The 16,708-nt window shown below is 67.8% G+C and carries 17 protein-coding genes; 2 read left to right on the forward strand and 15 right to left on the reverse strand.

The window, feature by feature from the left end; translation table 11 throughout:
- Window positions 1-493 precede the first annotated feature (493 nt).
- The 3 genes from AB0G74_RS12565 to AB0G74_RS12575 form a co-directional block, all read right to left on the reverse strand.
- Window positions 494-2,137 (reverse strand): transporter, encoded by a 1,644-nt coding sequence (locus AB0G74_RS12565; RefSeq protein ID WP_361144176.1) that lies wholly within the window; start codon window positions 2,135-2,137, stop codon window positions 494-496.
- Window positions 2,134-2,970, reverse strand: coding sequence for an ABC transporter ATP-binding protein (locus AB0G74_RS12570; RefSeq protein ID WP_361144179.1), 837 nt, complete (start codon window positions 2,968-2,970; stop codon window positions 2,134-2,136). The genes AB0G74_RS12565 and AB0G74_RS12570 overlap by 4 nt, the downstream gene beginning before the upstream one ends.
- Before the next feature lie 253 nt (window positions 2,971-3,223).
- The gene (locus AB0G74_RS12575) at window positions 3,224-3,907 is read right to left on the reverse strand and encodes a bifunctional DNA primase/polymerase (RefSeq protein ID WP_361144182.1); all 684 of its coding nucleotides are present in this window, start codon (window positions 3,905-3,907) and stop codon (window positions 3,224-3,226) included.
- Between the two features lie 484 nt (window positions 3,908-4,391).
- On the opposite strand from AB0G74_RS12575, the gene AB0G74_RS12580 reads away from it, so the two are divergent.
- Window positions 4,392-5,774 (forward strand): transcriptional regulator, encoded by a 1,383-nt coding sequence (locus tag AB0G74_RS12580; protein ID WP_361144185.1) that lies wholly within the window; start codon window positions 4,392-4,394, stop codon window positions 5,772-5,774.
- Window positions 5,775-6,410: 636 nt separating this feature from the next.
- Here AB0G74_RS12580 and AB0G74_RS12585 read toward each other — a convergent pair.
- The 3 genes from AB0G74_RS12585 to AB0G74_RS12595 all read right to left on the reverse strand — a co-directional run bounded on the left by AB0G74_RS12585 (window position 6,411) and on the right by AB0G74_RS12595 (window position 7,750).
- The gene (locus AB0G74_RS12585) at window positions 6,411-6,656 is read right to left on the reverse strand and encodes a hypothetical protein (protein ID WP_361144188.1); all 246 of its coding nucleotides are present in this window, start codon (window positions 6,654-6,656) and stop codon (window positions 6,411-6,413) included.
- Window positions 6,657-6,686: 30 nt separating this feature from the next.
- Complete coding sequence (locus tag AB0G74_RS12590) at window positions 6,687-7,124, reverse strand: DUF732 domain-containing protein (protein ID WP_361144192.1); 438 nt, start codon at window positions 7,122-7,124, stop codon at window positions 6,687-6,689.
- Window positions 7,125-7,441: 317 nt separating this feature from the next.
- Complete coding sequence (locus tag AB0G74_RS12595) at window positions 7,442-7,750, reverse strand: hypothetical protein (protein WP_361144195.1); 309 nt, start codon at window positions 7,748-7,750, stop codon at window positions 7,442-7,444.
- A gap of 166 nt (window positions 7,751-7,916) precedes the next feature.
- Here AB0G74_RS12595 and AB0G74_RS12600 point away from each other — a divergent pair, with 166 nt between their 5' ends.
- A complete protein-coding gene (locus AB0G74_RS12600) occupies window positions 7,917-8,162 on the forward strand; it encodes a GntR family transcriptional regulator (RefSeq protein WP_361144198.1) in 246 nt (81 codons plus the stop codon).
- A gap of 415 nt (window positions 8,163-8,577) precedes the next feature.
- On the opposite strand, the gene AB0G74_RS12605 is transcribed toward AB0G74_RS12600, so the two are convergent.
- From AB0G74_RS12605 to AB0G74_RS12645, 9 genes are all read right to left on the reverse strand, one after another.
- On the reverse strand, window positions 8,578-9,183 hold the full coding sequence (locus AB0G74_RS12605; protein ID WP_361144201.1) for a hypothetical protein: 606 nt from the start codon (window positions 9,181-9,183) through the stop codon (window positions 8,578-8,580).
- Window positions 9,184-9,318: 135 nt separating this feature from the next.
- Entirely contained in the window at window positions 9,319-10,017 is a 699-nt protein-coding gene (locus AB0G74_RS12610) for a hypothetical protein (RefSeq protein ID WP_361144204.1), read from the reverse strand.
- Window positions 10,014-10,448: an NUDIX hydrolase gene (locus AB0G74_RS12615; RefSeq protein WP_361144207.1), complete on the reverse strand. Its 435-nt coding sequence runs from the start codon at window positions 10,446-10,448 to the stop codon at window positions 10,014-10,016. The genes AB0G74_RS12610 and AB0G74_RS12615 overlap by 4 nt, the downstream gene beginning before the upstream one ends.
- A 252-nt stretch (window positions 10,449-10,700) precedes the next feature.
- Window positions 10,701-11,126, reverse strand: coding sequence for a hypothetical protein (locus AB0G74_RS12620; protein WP_361144210.1), 426 nt, complete (start codon window positions 11,124-11,126; stop codon window positions 10,701-10,703).
- A complete protein-coding gene (locus AB0G74_RS12625) occupies window positions 11,123-11,425 on the reverse strand; it encodes a hypothetical protein (protein ID WP_361144213.1) in 303 nt (100 codons plus the stop codon). The genes AB0G74_RS12620 and AB0G74_RS12625 overlap by 4 nt, the downstream gene beginning before the upstream one ends.
- Before the next feature lie 127 nt (window positions 11,426-11,552).
- A complete protein-coding gene (locus AB0G74_RS12630; protein WP_361144215.1) occupies window positions 11,553-12,806 on the reverse strand; it encodes a helix-turn-helix transcriptional regulator in 1,254 nt (417 codons plus the stop codon).
- Between the two features lie 112 nt (window positions 12,807-12,918).
- A complete protein-coding gene (locus tag AB0G74_RS12635; RefSeq protein WP_361144218.1) occupies window positions 12,919-13,287 on the reverse strand; it encodes a hypothetical protein in 369 nt (122 codons plus the stop codon).
- Between the two features lie 378 nt (window positions 13,288-13,665).
- On the reverse strand, window positions 13,666-14,463 hold the full coding sequence (locus tag AB0G74_RS12640) for a hypothetical protein (RefSeq protein WP_361144221.1): 798 nt from the start codon (window positions 14,461-14,463) through the stop codon (window positions 13,666-13,668).
- Window positions 14,464-14,858: 395 nt separating this feature from the next.
- On the reverse strand, window positions 14,859-16,703 hold the full coding sequence (locus tag AB0G74_RS12645; protein ID WP_361144224.1) for a DNA polymerase: 1,845 nt from the start codon (window positions 16,701-16,703) through the stop codon (window positions 14,859-14,861).
- Window positions 16,704-16,708: the final 5 nt, after the last annotated feature.

Consider the following 16,708-nt stretch of genomic DNA (forward strand, 5'->3'; position numbering starts at 1 on the left):
CAAAGCTGCCTTTGGGGGGACCCCCAGGGGGCGACCCTGCACCCCCCGACCACGCGCACTGGACATGCCACTCGGGGCTGGAGCCCGTCCCGGGGGAGGGGTGACTGCCACCTGATGTGGTTGGTCCACCCGCGCCCCGGTGGAGGGTTGCCCGCGCAGTTCCCCGCGCCCCCAAGAGGGCCCGTCTTCTCTACAGGTCCGGTGCTGGGGAGAGCATTTAGGGGCGCGGGGAACTGCGCGACAAGCCACGACCGGGGCGCGGTCGAAACACCTCCGGAGGAGGCACATCCATCCCCGCCCGAAGGGCGCCCCCTTTCCGAGGCGGCTCGGAGGGGGCAACCAGGGGCGCGGGGAACTGCGCGACCAGCCAGCCACGGTCCGCAGACCGCGAACAACAGCAGGGCGCCGGGCGCGGCCCGGTAGTGGCGGGTCCTCCCCCGGAGGGCCCCGGCGCGGCGCACCCCGCAGCGGGAGGCGACCCCGCGGGAGGCGACTACCCCTTGCTGACCGCCGTGAGGATTTCCGGGCCCCGGCGGGCCGTGAGGGGTGCGGCCAGGCGGAGGCCCGCCCAGGCCAGCAGCGGCCCGTAGACCACTCCGGCGGGCAGCAGTATCCACAGGCGCGCGTCGTCGAGCAGGAAGAGTGCGACGATCAGCGGTGATACGAGGAGTGCCGAGAGGAGTCCGCCGCCCGCGAGGGAGATCCAGGCGAGGGACGCCTGTCCGGGGGCGACGTTCTTGTAGGCGTTGTCCTGGGGGATGGAGTAGGGGAAGCGCGCGGAGCCGTACGCCCCGGTGCCCAGCATCGCGCCGAGGACGGCGAAGGTGATTCCGAGTGCGGGCGGGAGTCCGGGGAGGTCGTCGACGGCGATGGCGACGGCGACGGTGACGAGGATCGAGTAGGGGAGGGCGATCAGGAGGAGTGCGAGGGCTCGGGCCCGGAGTTCCTCGTAGGCGTCGCGGGGGGTGGACATGGTCTGGAGGACCATCCAGAACGCGGAGGTGTCCTGCCCGAACTGGTTGTACATCTGCATGCCGAGCATGCTGGTGGCGAAGGCCGCGAGGTAGATGGAGCCGTTGCCCTGGAGGACGTAGAAGAGGGGGATGATCGCCCCGAGGGCCAGTCCGGAGACGAGTCCGGCTTTGGTCTTGGGGTCGCGCCACAGGTAGCGCAGGGCCCGCTGCATCACGGCGCCGGTCCGGCCGCCGGGCAGGAGCCGGAAGAGGCGGCTGTCGCCGCTGGTCTCCTGTTCGGAGGCGGCGGCGAGGGTGGAGCCGTCGGGGGTGGTCATCAGCCGGGTCAGCATCCGGCGCCACCACAGCAGCAGTGCGGCGAGGGCGGTCGCGGTGATCGCGAGCTGGGCTGCGGCGATGCCGTACGCGCCGTCGCTGGTGGCGTCGACGGCGCTGATCGCGGAGGCGACGGGGAGCCATTGGGCGATGTCGGCGGCGGGGTCGAGGGCCCGGAATCCGTCTTCGGAGCGGCCGAGTTCCTGGAAGGCGAAGTTGACGCCCTGGAGTCCGACGGCGATCACGAGTCCGCTGAGGATCGCGAGGTCGCGTCCTTTGCGGGAGGTGAGGAGCCGGATGTTGGCGGCGGCGACGGCCCGGGCGAGGGCTATGCAGCCGAGCAGGGCGAGGGGTACGGCGACGATCGCGACGGCGACGGCGGCCCAGCTGTGGGCGAGGCCGATTCCGGCGCCGAGCAGGACGCAGAAGGTGAACAGGGGGCCTGTGCCGACGAGGGAGGCGGCGGTGAGCGCCGTGACCAGTGGCCCGGGCCGCAGCGGCAGCATCACGAGCCTGGTGGCGTCGAGGGTTTCGTCGCCGCTGGGGAAGAAGAGCGGCATCACGGCCCAGCCGCCCGCGAGCACGGCGGCGTACAGGATGCCGAAGGTGGTGACGTAGTCGCTGTCACGTCCCAGGACGAAGCCGAGCAGTTGGGCGAAGGCGAAGAGGACGGCGAGGACGAGGGAGATGACGAAGACCGTCTTGCGCGCGGTGGACTGGTGGAGCCCGTTGCGCAGCAGGGTCAGCTTCAGCCGTACGAAGACGGCGGCGAGCTCGCCGGTGGACAGTTCGCGCGGCCCGGCGGGGGAGTCGGCGACGGGTCCGGCGGCCGGGGCTGCCGCGCTCATCGGTCCGTACCGTTTCCGCCGCCCAGCCAGTCGAGGGCCGCGCCGGTGTCCTCGTCCCGTACGCCGACGAGTTCGAGGAACGCGTGCTGGAGGGTGGGCGCCTCGCCCCTGACCTCCGCGAGCGGGCCCTGGGCCACGATCCGGCCCTGGGCCATCACGGCGACCCAGTCGCAGAGCGATTCCACCAGCTCCATCACATGGCTGGAGAAGATCACGGTCGCGCCGGACGCGGTGTACCGCTCCAGGACGCCCCGGATGGTCTGGGCCGAGACGGGGTCGACGCCTTCGAAGGGTTCGTCGAGGAAGAGGACTTCGGGGTTGTGGAGGAGCGCGGAGGCGAGTCCGATCTTCTTCCGCATGCCGGTGGAGTAGTCGACGACCAGTTTGTGCTGGGCGCCCGCGAGTCCGAGGACGTCGAGGAGTTGGGTGGCCCGCTTGTCGACCTCGTCGCCGGGGAGGCCGCGCAGCCGTCCGCTGTAGGCGAGGAGTTCCCGGCCGGAGAGCCGTTCGAACATCCGCAGGCCCTCGGGGAGTACGCCGATCCGGGACTTCACGGCGACCGGGTCGGCCCAGACGTCGTGGCCCGCGATGGAGATCCGCCCGGTGTCGGGGCGGAGCAGGCCCGTCACCATGGAGAGGGTGGTGGTCTTGCCCGCGCCGTTGGGGCCGACGAGGCCGATGAACCGCCCGGCGGGGAGGGTGAGGTCGATACCCGAGACGGCGAGTTGTTCGCCGAACCTCTTCCACAGACCTTCCACCTGGACGGCGGGCGGTGCGGTCGCCGCCCTGCCGTCCGCCGGGTTCTCCCCGGCCGCCGTCTGCTGGTCCGGCATGGTCGTGCTCCTTCGGTCCCCTGTTCGTGCCTGTACGGGGCCAGCCTAGACAGCTGGGAGAAACGATTTTTCAGGTGCGGGTACGGGTACGGGGTCCCGGGCTTTCGGCCGCCCGGTGGGGGGAGGAGGGGGCGGGGCGACCGGGTGGGGGGAGCGCCGGTCGGAACGCCGGCGGCGCCGGTGCCGCGTATGTCCATACGTAACGGGGCGTGGGGGCCCCGGGTCGTTCAGGTCCTCGGGTTCTCGGGGCCGGTCAGGCGGACGGCACCGTACCCGGGCGGCTCCGCTCCCGGCCGCAGGCGTACGCCAGCGGGCTGATCAGCTCCTCCGCGTCCGGCAGCCAGCGGTTCTCCGGGGTGGGCCTGCGGGCCCACTGCACCGGGCCCAGGCCGCCGATCCGGGTCGGCGGGGCCGCGATGTAGTGGCCCTGGCCGCGCGGGACCAGATCGAGGGAGCTGGGGGCCCAGCCGAGGTCGCGGACGAGCGCCGGGGCCTTGGCCGCGCCGCCCGGCAGCACCAGGAAGATCATCCGGCGGTCGGGGGTGGAGATCACCGGACCCAGCGGAAGGTCCATCCGTTCCAGCCGCGCCAGGGCCAGGAACCCGGCCGACTCCGGCACGTCCAGTACGTCGAACGTCCGTCCCGTGGGCAGCAGTACGGCCGCCTTCGGCTGCTTGCCCCACATCCGGCGGGCCCCCGCCGCGCTGCCCGTCGCCTGGTTCACCCAGTCCGGGCGGGTGGCGTGCGCGCCCGGGGCGGCGCAGTCGGTGTCGCCGCAGGAGCAGTACTCCTTGCCGTCGCCCGCCTCCAGCCACGTACCGGGGAACACGTCCCAGTGCCGTTCCTCCGCATACCGCACGGCATGGTCCAGCAGCTGCTCGCCCGCCCGTTGCCGGGGGATCTGCGCGGTATCCGTAGTTCCGATGGTCTCTTCCACGACCTCTCAACTCCCGTGATCACCGGGGGTTACGGGCCCCCTACGGGCCGCCCCCGGCATCATGATCCCGCATATGGGGCGCATCGATGCACATACGGGGGCGCGCCTGTACAGCGGTCCCGGGACCGGGTATCACCCTTGGGAGGGGCGGTCGTGCGGGGGAGCGCGCCCCCGCGGGCGACGATGCCCGGTGACCGTGGACGGGTGCAGCGATCCGGAGTGCTTCATTCCGGTTCGGTCGAGTGCGTCCGGGGGCATCTTTCGGGGGGACTTCCGGATTTCTTGACGTACGGGCCCTCGGATGCCTCCAGCATTCTGGAGAAACCCGACCAACTCGACCAACGCTCTTAAGTCTGCATTCTCCGTATATCCGCCGGGCAGTGATCAAGACCCTCTCGGAACCCTCCGGGTCTTCTCGGACCGAGGTATTTCCGAATTCAAGGATTTCGATCACCCGACGGCGCCTCAGGGGGTTAAGGATCCAATGGCAGCCAGGCCACTCGTCGCCCGCCAGCCGAACGAACGGCTGCAGGCGCTCATCCAGGAAGCCGGGTGCTCCAACGCCGGGCTCGCGCGCCGCGTCAACATGGTCGGCGCGGAACGCGGACTCGATCTGCGCTACGACAAGACATCCGTGGCGCGCTGGCTCCGAGGCCAGCAGCCCCGGGGCCGGGCACCCGGCATCATCGCCGAGGCCCTCGGCCGCAAACTGGGCCGTACGGTCACGATCGACGAGATCGGCATGGCCAACGGCAAAAACCTCGCGTCCGGCGTCGGACTCCAGTTCTCCCCGACCGTACTCGGCGCCATCGAGCAGGTCTGCGAACTCTGGCGCAGCGACGTCGGCCGCCGCGACTTCCTCTCCGGCGCGTCCGTCGCCGCGTCGGCACTTGTCGAACCCAGCCGCGACTGGCTGATCACCGGCGCCGACACCCAGGTCGCCCGGACCGCCGGAGCCCGCGTCGGCAGCGCCGACGTCGAAGCCGTCCGCGCCATGACCGCCGCCCTCACCGACCTCGACCACCGGTTCGGCAGCGGACACATCAGGCCCGTCGTCGTCCACTACCTCAACTCCGTCGTCTCCGGACTGCTCTCCGGGTCCTACCGCGAATCCATCGGCCGCGAACTCTTCGCCGCCGTCGCCCGGCTCACCGAACTCGCCGGATACATGGCCGTCGACACCGGCCAGCCCGGACTCGCCCAGCGCTACTACATCCAGGCGCTGCGACTCGCCCAGGCCGCCGACGACCGGGGGTACGGGGGGTACGTCCTCGCCGCCTCCATGAGCCACCTCGCCGCCCAACTCGGCAACCCGCGCGAGATCGCCCAACTCGCGCGCGCCGCCCAGGAAGGCGCCCGCGGCCAGGTCACCCCCCGGGCCCAAGCCATGTTCTACGCAGCCGAAGCGCGCGGCCACGCCCTCCTCGGCGACGCCCGCACCTGCCAGACCGTCGCGGGCAAAGCCCTCGCCGCCCTCGAACGCGCCGAACCCGACAAGGGCGACGACCCCGTCTGGATCGACCACTTCGACGAGGCGTACCTCGCCGACGAACTCGCCCACTGCTACCGCGACCTGGGCCACTCCGAAGCCGCCGCACACCACGCGGCGGGCGCGCTCGAAGGCCACCCCGAGACCCGGGCGAGGCGCCGCGCGATCGGCTACGCACTGCTGGCCACGGCACAGGTCCAGCAGCGCGAAGTGGAACAGGCGTGCCACAGCGGCACCCGCGCCCTCGAACTCCTCGGCACACTCCGCTCCAGCCGGGGCGCGGAATACCTGGACGACCTCCAACAACGCCTGGAGCCCTACGCGGCCGAGCCCCCGGTCCGCGAATTCGGCGCGCGCTTGGAACTCCAGGCGGCGTAGTCGCCTCCCGCTGTGGGGTGCTTGGCTTCTCGGGCGCCTGGTGCCGGGGTTGCCTGTGCCCAGGCGGGGTGTTCGCGCCTCAGGCGCCGGCGGGGCTGTTGAAGATGTGACCGTTGCTCCGGCGGTATGCGGGCGGTCTTGTGCGGCGTCGGGAGGGTCGGTGGCCTCCGGGCTCACCTCCTCTCGGACGGCGGAAGTGGGGGTCTTGTCCGGGAGACCCGGTCTTTTCCGCCGTCCGTTGCGGGGGCGACCCTGCACCCCCCGACCACGCCGACCGAACATGCCACTCGGGGCCGGAGCCCGTCCCGGGGAGGGGTGGGTGCCACCTGATGCGGTCGGTCCACCCGCGCCCCGGTGATGGGCTTGTCGCGCAGTTCCCCGCGCCCCTGGTTCCCCCCGGTTGTCGCCCTCCGAAAGGGCCCCGCCCCTCACCCCGGGGCCGGGACCCATCGGAAAGGACCCAGCCCTTTCTCCCGGGGCCGGGACCCTTTTCAGGGCCGGTGCGGGGGAGAGCATTTAGGGGCGCGGGGAACTGCGCAGACCCTACACCCTGGTAAGTCGAAAAGCACCAGGTCAGACGCAGAAAAGCCCCGTCCGGCACGGTGGCCGAGCGGGGCGTTTTGCTGTCTGGGTCCGTCAGCAGGTGGGCCAGTTGGGTACTGCGGGCCGGTCGCCCACGGTGGCGGCGTAGCTGATCACGTCGCCGATCCGCGAGGCCCCTTCGTGGTCGCCCTGGTCCTCGGCGCGGGCTGCCGCTGCGTCCAGCGCGGGGAGCAAATCGCTTCCGATCGCCCCTGTCTCGAACAGTCTGGTGATCGGGCCCCCTCCATCCTGGTGGGCTCGGATGTTGGTCCGGACAATCTCGTCTGCGGGGTCACTCATGAACCGAGGGTATGCGCGCTTCCGGTCCAGTCAGGAGCAGAACGACGACTTCACGGCGGCCACGATCGCGGCGGCCTGGTCGTCGCTGAGGCTCGGCACCGTTCCGCCCTCGAACCGTTGCTTCGTGTTGCTCTGCACCGCCGACGCTTCCTTGCCCTGTTTGATGTCGAGACACGTGCTCCGGGCTCGGCTGACGGCTCGGTCTTCCTTGGTGACCAGGCCCGTGTCTACGGCTGTCAGAGCGCTTATCAGGGCTGCCCGCTGCGCCGTGTCCGGTGTCGGGACGCCGGTACCCGTGGGGGGCTTTGACGGCGTCGTAGAGGGTGTGTCCGCTGGATCCGTGGTCGCGGTGGCGGATTTCGTGGCGGTGGGCTTGTCGGTGGAGTCGTCGCCGTCTTGCACCAGTGACAGGACTCCGCCGAACGCGACCGCTGCCGCACCGATGATGATCCACTTCTTTCGGTCCACTGTGTCCCCTCCACTGACTTACGGGCATGTACACCCACTACGGATCGATCATGGATCCTCACGGTGGACATGGGAGAGCCCCGTCCGACACGTGGCCGAACGGGGCTCTCTTCTGTCTGGTACTTACCGGATCACATCGTCCGGGGACGGTCCGGCACCGTACAACGCGGCATGGTCGGGGCACGCGTACTGAAGTATCGGCGGGCCGCTCGCGCGTTCGGTCGCGCCGACGACGACGGCAGCCGTGGTGCAGCGTCCGCAGTAGACGCAGGGGGCGGCGAATTCTGTCGGGAGGGTGGCGTTCAGTCCGTCGCGTGTCACAGGACCACCGCCGATACGCCCTCGGGAACGTACGCGTAGTCGATGCCTGCCAGTGCGAGAGCCACCGCCACCCGTCGCTGTGCTTGCTTCTGCCGCTCGATCCAGGGACCCATGTACGGCGGGATGCGGAACGTTCGGGGCGGGGGCGGCATCGTCCGGGCGAGGACGTGCACGGGGATCGGAGATTGCGGGGCGCAGATGACGACGGGGACGGGCCGGCTCGGCTCGGGGGCGCGGTGTCGGCCCCGGGCGGGGAGTAACTGGTGCAGGGTCCATGTGAGCGCGCGGACGATAAGGTCTCGCATGTCGGTTCAGCTCCTCAGTGGCTGATCGGCAGCCCCGATGACCGGGCCAACGGTTCATCGGGGCGTTTTCATGTCTGACGGTAGAGAGCCTGTACACCCCTGTCCACCCCCATGGGTCGCTATGGGTGGAAGTGCGTCGTGGTTGCCCCCTCGGTAGCGTCAGGGTGTGGAGTTCGACCCCATGCGCCCGAAGTGGCAGCAGATCGCAGAAGAGATCACCCGCCGCATTGAGCGCGGGGAGTATCCGGTGCGCTTCCAGCTTTCAGAAGTCCGGTTGGCAGCAGAGTTCGGCGTGAACCGGGACACGATGCGCAAGGCGACGAAAGCCCTGCGTGAGTCCGGGATGATCACCACCATCCCAAGCATGGGAACCTTCGTGGGGTCCCCCGAGGGTGACAAGGGCCAGGGGTAGCCGATCCGAAGTGCACGGAGCCCCGCCCGTCACGATCGGCGCCGTGACAGGCGGGGCCGGCGGGGGCGCCGCGCCGTTCCGGCCCATTCCTCCGGCAGGGGCAAGAGGGGCCGAATCGGAGCCCGGAGCCTGCCCCACAGGGCTAGGCTCCGGTCTGTGGACGCACCTTTCGTCAGCGCGGACGATCTGGACCATCCGGCGTGCGGTATCTGCCCTGGGAAGAGACTGCCCCGGTCCGGGTTCGTGGTCTATGACCGGCCGAACCGGGACTGTCCGTTCAACCCTGCGGACGGACATCGGTACACGTCGGACGGAACTCCGGCGTGCGTCCACCCTCACAAGATCGGGCTAGAGCCTGATCGGTTCGCCCCGCCCCCGCTTCCGGTGGACCTACCTGCCGCGCCGACTGATGCGTCTACCTGGTGGTCACGTCTACGCCGAGCGGGATGGAAACGCGCTTCGCGCGCTCGGTGACCCCGATCCGGGAGAACACTCCGTCCAGCACCCTGCGACGACGCTCGGTCTCAGCCGCGCCGATCCAGTACCGGTCATTGACCGGTCCGAACGCGAGCCGATACGACTGATGGGTGTAGTCGCCGTGGTCCCAGAGACCACCACCCGCGCCGTCTTCCATGTCCGTCATGTGCACGAACCGGAAGCCGCCCCGCTCCTGCATACGGCACAACAGTGTGAATTGAGCCGTGAGCGCGTGCGACATGACGTCGACCGGGACGGGCAGCCGGAGTTCTGCGGCCCGCTCGTTGCCGTCCGTCAGATCGAACACGGCGCTCTTGAGGGCCATGGCCCGGGTGGTTTCCTTGAACAGGGCCGGAGCGTCGGCGGTGGCGTCGTACTCCGGGATGATCGTGTACCCGTAGCAGTCGGTCCAGTCGGACGAATACTTCGCGCACGTGTCCCACAGTCGCCCGAACTCCGGGTCAGCTTGCATGGTGCGGTGGATCTCGCGGGCACGCTCCGCCACCTTCTCAGGGGCGGGGCGGACAAGGGTTGCGGTGGTCACTTGCCACTCTCCCTTTTCGTTGGGTGTCTTTCAGGACCCGTCCCCGCCGAACGGCCATGACAGTGGTGTCCGGCGGGGACGGAGCTTGGGAAGCGCTACACGGCTCCGGGTCGGGAAGCCCAAGCGTCGAAGCCTCTAGTCCTCGCCCTGGTCCGGGGATCCCGTTCCGTTCGGGCCCATCTGCACCCGGTCTTGTGCGTGCTGCCGTCGTACGCCGGTGCTAGCCCCGCGCATCAGGGCCCGGCGCCCCGCAGCTTCCTGGTTTTCTTCCGGGGTGGCAGGCTCCCCCCGTGCGGCTCGGACCGCTTCGGCACGTACGGCCTTGACCGTGGAGGACTTGCGCTTGTACATGTTGCGCTCTCTCTCGGTGGTGTCCGGACCCGAACAGGTACCGGAATACTCTGGGGACGGCATTCCTGGGCGGGGGGCCCGTATGGCTTTGGTGTCGGCGTGCGCACGGCGTGCAATACCGAGGCCATCGAAGAACTCGGCCAGCCATCCGTAGCTGACGCAGTACTCCCGGGCGAGCCTGGTGAGGGAGGCGCCCATCAGATACCTGTCAGCTACGCGATCCTGCGCGAGGATGACCCGTTCCTGCGCTGCACTCGGCGGGGGCAACTCCCGGTCCGGGCGGGCCGATGCCTGGTGCGGATTGCAGTTGTCGGTATGTGCGGTGTTCTCGTGCAGGGACCGCAGATCTCGGACTTTTATGAACGGGTCGATCAGCCCTGCCGCTGCCGCGTCGTGCATCCGCGTCCGCAAGGTCCGGCACACCTCGCAACGCTCCGGGTCGGGCGGGAACCCACGCGGCCGGGACAGGTTTACGGCGATCATTGGGGAGACTTCAAGCGTGTGTCTCGCGAAGGGGTCAGTCCGAGGTACTGCCGCACAGGCGCATAGGCAGCCGGGACATAGGTATCCAGCAGATAGGGCGGGATCCAGGCCGTTTCAGCAACTTCGCGCGGGGCGGCCACGTGCGCCGTGCCGGATACCACCAGGCATGCCACGTAGACGATGTGGCGACCGGTCCAGTTATGGGTTCGTTCGCCGATCCGGACCCCGGGCACGACCGTGATACCGGCCTCCTCGTGTGCTTCCCGTACCGCCGCCTGCTCCGCGGTCTCCCCGGGCTCGATCCCTCCGGCAGGGTGCTGCCATAAGAGACCGGGCTCCGGCTTCCGGCGCCGCACCAGCAGCAACCGCCCATCGGTAATACGGGTGACGACGGCAGCGGCTATGGACAAAAGAGGCTGTCCCTTGCGCATGGCTGATCGACTCTCCAAAGCGGTTAGGGTTTCGGGCCCGGCCGTTCCATGGCGGGGGACAGTAGAACGGCCGGGACCCAGGAGCGGGGATCCTCAGCCCCGCCCCGCGCCTCACCTCGCGGGGTCTCTCAGTAGCAACCCGTGCCAGGTTGCTCCCCGTGGGGTGAGCGTTGGTCCGCACTCGGTCGGACTTCCCGCGACTACGACGGGGCCGATACCGAGAGCGGCGTTCGCAATGATGATGTGTACTTGCTACGGGCTTGCGGTGCTCGACTCCAGATCGGCACGCCGTTTGGCAGGGGCCAGCGAGCGCGACACGGGCCATATCGCCAGCGTGTAGCGACCCGAGTAGTCGGCCACGGTGAATGCGACCGGACTCCCGGCGGCGAGTAGCGCTAGGGCATCCTCGTGCGCATGGTCGTCCGACTCCCATCGGCGTAGCTCCGTGGGCACGTCGGTGCGCGGTCCGGGCAACTCGACCAGCGCCCCCGGGGCGTCCCTCGCCCACCATGCGTTCGGTGCGGGGTCGAGCCCATCGGCGAGGCGGTGCGCCTGGTCGCGTAACCAGCGCAGCGCGAGCCGGCGCGAACCTGCCGAGGTGGACCCGAGTTTGACGCAGACCAGCTTGCCGCCCGCGGGGCCCTCGGCGGTCACTTCGGCCAGATAGGGCCCGGTCATCGGCGGTGCTCCCGACGCGCGGTCTCGAACTCGCGCGCACGGAGGCGAGCGAAGGTGTCGGCGGGTTCGGTGTGCTCGGGGAGTACGGACCAGCTCGGCCCCCCGCCCACGGGGCGGAGCGTCCAACGGTCGCTGGTCGCTCTGCGGAACTCGCCCGCGCGGTCCCGCGCCGTGTCGTGCAGCAGCGTGCCGAGCGGGGGCGGGATGGCGGGCGGGGGTTCCGGCGAGGTGAGTAATCCGGCCGCCGCGTCGTGCAAGGTTCGGCGGCGGGACTGGTCGGCTTCGGTTCGCTGTGTCATGGCTGCTGCCTCCGGGGGATGTGAGGCCAGACACCGGAACCGTACGGACGGGTGCGGACCTAGACCACGGACGGTGCGCCATCGATTACGCAGCATGCTGCTACCGAACTAGCACGTAGCGTGAGAGCTAGCCGGAGATGCCCAGGTGAGTGGCCATGTCCCGCATCTCAACGGAGAGAGTTCGCTTACGGGTCCGAAGAACGTCGGTCATGATCCTTCGCGCCATGGGCTGGTGCTTGATCCACTCGGGCTGATCCGCACAGACCTCCGTAAGGGTGTCCATAACGTTTTGGTGCGCGCCCAACAGCGAGTGAGCCTGTGCCACATCCAGCAGATGTCGGCCCCAGTTCGCACCCTGCGGCTTCCCGATCCGCTTGCGGTTCTCAGGGTGGAGCACCTCACTCTCTGACTTGCGAAGGACCGCACGCGCCTCGGCCCTACCGTCCCCCTTGATCAAATAGTCCTCAATGGCCTTGATCGATGCTGTGATTGGACCGAACCCGCCCCACGTGGCGGGGAACTCGCCATCCTCCGTCACCAGCCCCGCAGATGCTCGCGCAACCATTCTGCGAGCGGCCTTTGCTTCCTGCGGGCGGTTGTCGCGGACTGCTGCCGCCGCCGCGCGCATCCAGAGTTCGCCCCAGATACCAATGCGACTCACGTCAGTATCCGAGATTCGGGGCTCCATCGCCTCTGCGGTCTGTACCGCGAGGGTGTAACAGTCGGCAAAGCGATCTTGCCGAAGTAGCAACCAGCACAACCCCACTACCCCGGTTGCGACTGTCGACCGATCCCTTGCCGAACGTGCTTCCCGAATCCCCTCGGTCAGTGCGTAGTAGGCAAGATCGTATTGCCGAACTTGTGTGAGGTACTTACCGCTGACCAGGAACGCAAGAGCGCGAACCCTGGCAGCACTATTACGAGCTTCCTCGGTCTCAGCACTTGCGTGGGCAACTGCGGCATCCCGCAACACACCGGGCAGCGCCTTCGCAACCGCGTCGAAGTCATCCGCGCGATAGAGATCATGGACGGATAGCACCGAACCCCGCAGGGACGGCAGTTCCACAACGGCGTGGGTCGTGCCTGTCAGCACCCCGTCAACCCCGACGGGTGGCATCAGGGCTGCACGGATTGGCATCAGTTTGCGCCGAGTGCCGTCGTCGCCCCTCACGGGTTCGGGCGAGCCAGCCACAAAGAGTTCGGATGTGGTCACGCCCAGGACTCGCGCGATGGTGTGGAGGGTGGCAGTGCGCACCGTCCGGCCTTGTTCGGCCTTTTGCACCGTGCTGATCGACAGCCGCGCGGCTTCGGCTAGGTCTTCCTGAGACAACCCGCGCGTCCGCCGGACACGCTTGATGGTCTCGCCAACTTCTCGCGACATCGGTTCACTCCGCCTCTCTCGGGGCCCAAGTACGTCGCACCCAACGTACGGGCCCCGAGGGAGATTTACCCCGGGTGCAGCAAACGGCACCCTTCTGTGGAGATCCCGCCCGTCAGGCGACCAGCCCCATCATCCGGGCCGGCTGCGGGATGTGCTGCCCGTAGGCGCACGAGGTCACCGGCTCGATGTCCCCGTTCGGCTTCCAGGTGCCGCACGGGTGGCGCACCCAGTAGGAAGCCCCGGCCAGGGCGCCGGTCGCAGCGTCCCGCGCCAGCAGCCGGAATCGGCGGACGCTCGGCACGGCGAGCAGATGCGATGTCGCCCCGCCGAGGGTGACCAGAACGCGGGACAGATCGCGACAGGTACTGATGATGTCTTCACCGAGGACTGTTGGAAGCGAGGGACAGGCGCCCCACGTGCCGTTGCTCCCGGGAATTTCAACGTGCGTATGAGCTAGGTACTCCTTGCTGTGCGTCACCATGGCGTCACGCTAGTACAAGAGTTCGATTCAAGGAAGCCTCCCGTTTACCTATTGGGGGCGCAAAATCGACCCCATGCATCCCTACTCTGAACTGGGCTCGGAGCGGAGTCTTGCACGTTTGGCTTGAATTCGCCCCTAGGTCCGACCATGCTCGGGCGGGCGCCGCGATCACATGCAGTTAATTCGCAGCAATGTTCGCGCAACGGGCAGCAAACGGTCTGAGAATCACAACTCCTGCTCGACGCAGGGGCCTTGACCTAATAGACCCATGGCATATTCGCGACCGCACTTGGTCATTTGGCCGAGCCGGGCCGGAGGGAGAACCTTCCGCCCCGGGGAGGAGGCGGGAGCGTGCGTACTTCAGAGTGATGTCTGAATTCACCATGCGCGTGCACCAGCTCGGTACAGCTCCCCGAACCGGGCACGGCCCTTTACCCGGGCTTGCCGCACTTGGTACGAGGTGCATCCCATGTCCGCCGCGAGGGTGGCGTCCGGTTCCGTCGCGTAGTCGGCGACGGGCGTGATCCCGTGATCTGCCTTGAGGACGTGTCGCTGACGCTCACTCAGCCTCCCTAGGACACGGTGAACCTCCGACCGCACCGTAGCGCGCCCCACGGATACGTAGTCGCTGGCTTCAACCAGATCCACCGGCACTTCCGACACGGCCGCTATCACGTCACCAATGGTGGTGGAATCCTCCCTGAAGGGACGGTCCAGCGAGTCAGTCCCGAGCCACGCGAGCAGTGCGGCATACGCACGCCCCTGGCTCATTCTGCGAGTCCCCATGGCTTCGGTGGTCGCAACACGTGCCGCGTCGTACGGATCCCCGGCCGCGAGGTCAAGGGCTAGCTCGAAATCCTTTGCCGTGGACGGACTGACCCCCTGGCATGCCACCTTGCGGCGGTGCTCGTTCATTGCCGTGCGAAGAGGCCGGTCAATATAAGCCAGGAACTCACCGCGCGCGGCACCCTCGAAGGTGGACAGGCATTCCCAGATGCAGATACGCCCCACCTGAGCAAGGTCTTCGACCAGCTCACGGTCTACGTGACCCCCGCGGCCTGCGTGGAACATGGCGCGGCTCACCACTAGGGGTTCGACTTCAGTAAGCAGTACCGATATGGCCTCAAGGTCATTACCTTTGGCCGCGGTAATCATTTCAGCAGTGAGCCGCTTCATTGGATACTCTCCTTCGGTCGTCGATACCCCTGCACAGGGGCACAGAGGTTTCCGGGAACGGAGAGTTCATGACCCGTGAATGCGCGTCACGCAAGCACAAAAAAGCCCCGCCCCTGACTCGCAGGGACGGGGCTTGCGCATTGCCGAATCGCTGCGAGGCATCCAATTTATGAATACCGGAGCGAATCAGCAATGCACATAGATCGCACTTTATTGGGCATAGACCTCCTTAACGTTCGGTTTGACCCATCAGATGAAACTTTTCGAGACGCTAGGTCATCTTGTTATCAAGTTCGGATACTCTCCGTGTCTTTTCGTGGAGATCTCATGGTGAGCGATACCGTTCCGTTACGGCTTGACGGGCAACCAGGGGGCCGCTCAATCGTCCTTAAGGCTTAGTAGTCAGCGCCGTACAGGCTGCCCCAGGAGCGTGCGCCGATTTCCGCTTCCGCGGTGATGGGGACTCCGTACAGGGTCATGGCCATGCAGCGCTCGAACTCGCGGGCAACGTCCTCGGCATCCTCGGCGGGTGCCGACGCGAGGATTTCGTCATGAATAGGCAAGCGACAGTATTCGAGCAACCCGGATTCCTCGGCGGTGATCAATGCCTGTCCGAGCAGATCCCTAGCCGCGCTTTGACAGGCGTAGTTGACCACGGAATAGGTGCGGTCCCGGTCCAGCGGAAGCCGTCGGCCCGTGGCAGAAATGAACACCATCGAGTTTTGGAAAGCCTGTCGCTGCCACCGCGAGGACGCGCGCTTAATCTCCGGATAGAGCCGGTCATAAGCGGTTAGGGTCCGCTGTACGTCCTCAACGGGTGCACCGGTTTGCCGGGCAATGGTAAGGGCTCCGCCGCCGTAGATTTTGCCGAGCCCGGTCCCCTTGGCTAGCTTCCGGTGCGTCTTAGTGAAGTCGTCGCCGAAAAGGAGTCGCGCCGTAAAGCTGTGCAAGTCCTCACCGGCCGCGAGAGTTTCGATCATCCGGCGCACCTTCGCGAGGGCCGCGAGGACCCGCATTTCAACCGCTTGGAAATCGGTTGACACCATGACGTGTCCGGGTTCGGCGAGGATCGCGCGCCGGATGATGAAATCGGATGACGGTAGCTGGTGCAGCCCCGCCGTTACGGACATGCGACCCGTGCGCGCCGCGAGGGGCGATATTGCAGGGTGAATGCGACTGTCGGAATCGGCATTCTCTAGAAATGCCTGCGCATACGCCGTGCCCCACTTCCCCGCTCTTTTGGCCCTCAACACGGCGTCCGCGAGGACGTTGGGTTCTCTCGCCCCGATCCTCTGCCAATCACGGTCAAGGTCCGCGAGGGGTAGCAGGACAGCTTTGTCTGTCTTCAGTGCCCCGGAGTCGGTCCGCTCCGTCAGTCGCTCGCCCATGCCCGCGAGAGCGTCCGCGACTTGCGCCGAGCTGTTGACCGACGACACCCCGTACCGAGCTGCCACCGCCCCGTACCGGTCCGACTCTTCCCGGAGCCGGCCCGCGAGGGGCCGCGCATAGTCCTGGTCGACCAGCAACCCGCGGCGCTGCATGGTTGCGCAGATGCGAGCGAGGGTGTGTTCGTACGGCACCAGGGCGGGGCGCACATCGAGCCGGACCAGCTCGGCGCGGAGCGCGGGGGCGAGCCGAGCCGTCAGCAGAACGTCAAGTCCCGCGTACAGCAGATAGGTTCTGTTCGTGAGCGGAATACCGGCCCACCCGGTCTCTTTCGTGAACCCCAAAGAGTTGAAAACCTTTGTAAGGCCGTTCTGTGTGTCCGGGGCTGCGGGGTCCACCCATCGGGCGGAAAGCGGTTTGAGGGCCGTTCCTGCCCCGCCCTCGGACGGCTGCCGCGGGTCGATAAGCGCCGCAAGAATCCGGGTATCGGTCGTGATCGGCGCAAGGTCTTCCATCGGAATCCCTGCGTGCGCGTCCAGGACCAGCCAATCAAACATGGCATTGTGGATCAGCACTTCCCGGCATCGGCGGAGCGCTTCCCGTGCGTACTGTGCGTGGTGTCCGCCTCGCTCGTACAGCAGGACCCATGCGTCATGCGCGTCGCCGAATTGAACCGTCCGGAGCCCGTACCCGGGACTGTAAATGTTGAGTCCGGTCGTTTCAGTGTCGACGGCTATTGGCCCTCGGGTGTGAGCCTGGTCGACCCATTCCCGGAATGCGTCTAGGTCGTCGGCGGTCTCTGGCACATGTACCCGTACAGGGTCACCGGCTAGAACGTACTGCAACTCGATCATGCGTT

This window comes from Streptomyces sp. NPDC020875 (genome assembly GCF_040641415.1).
In the GTDB taxonomy this organism is placed as follows: domain Bacteria; phylum Actinomycetota; class Actinomycetes; order Streptomycetales; family Streptomycetaceae; genus Streptomyces.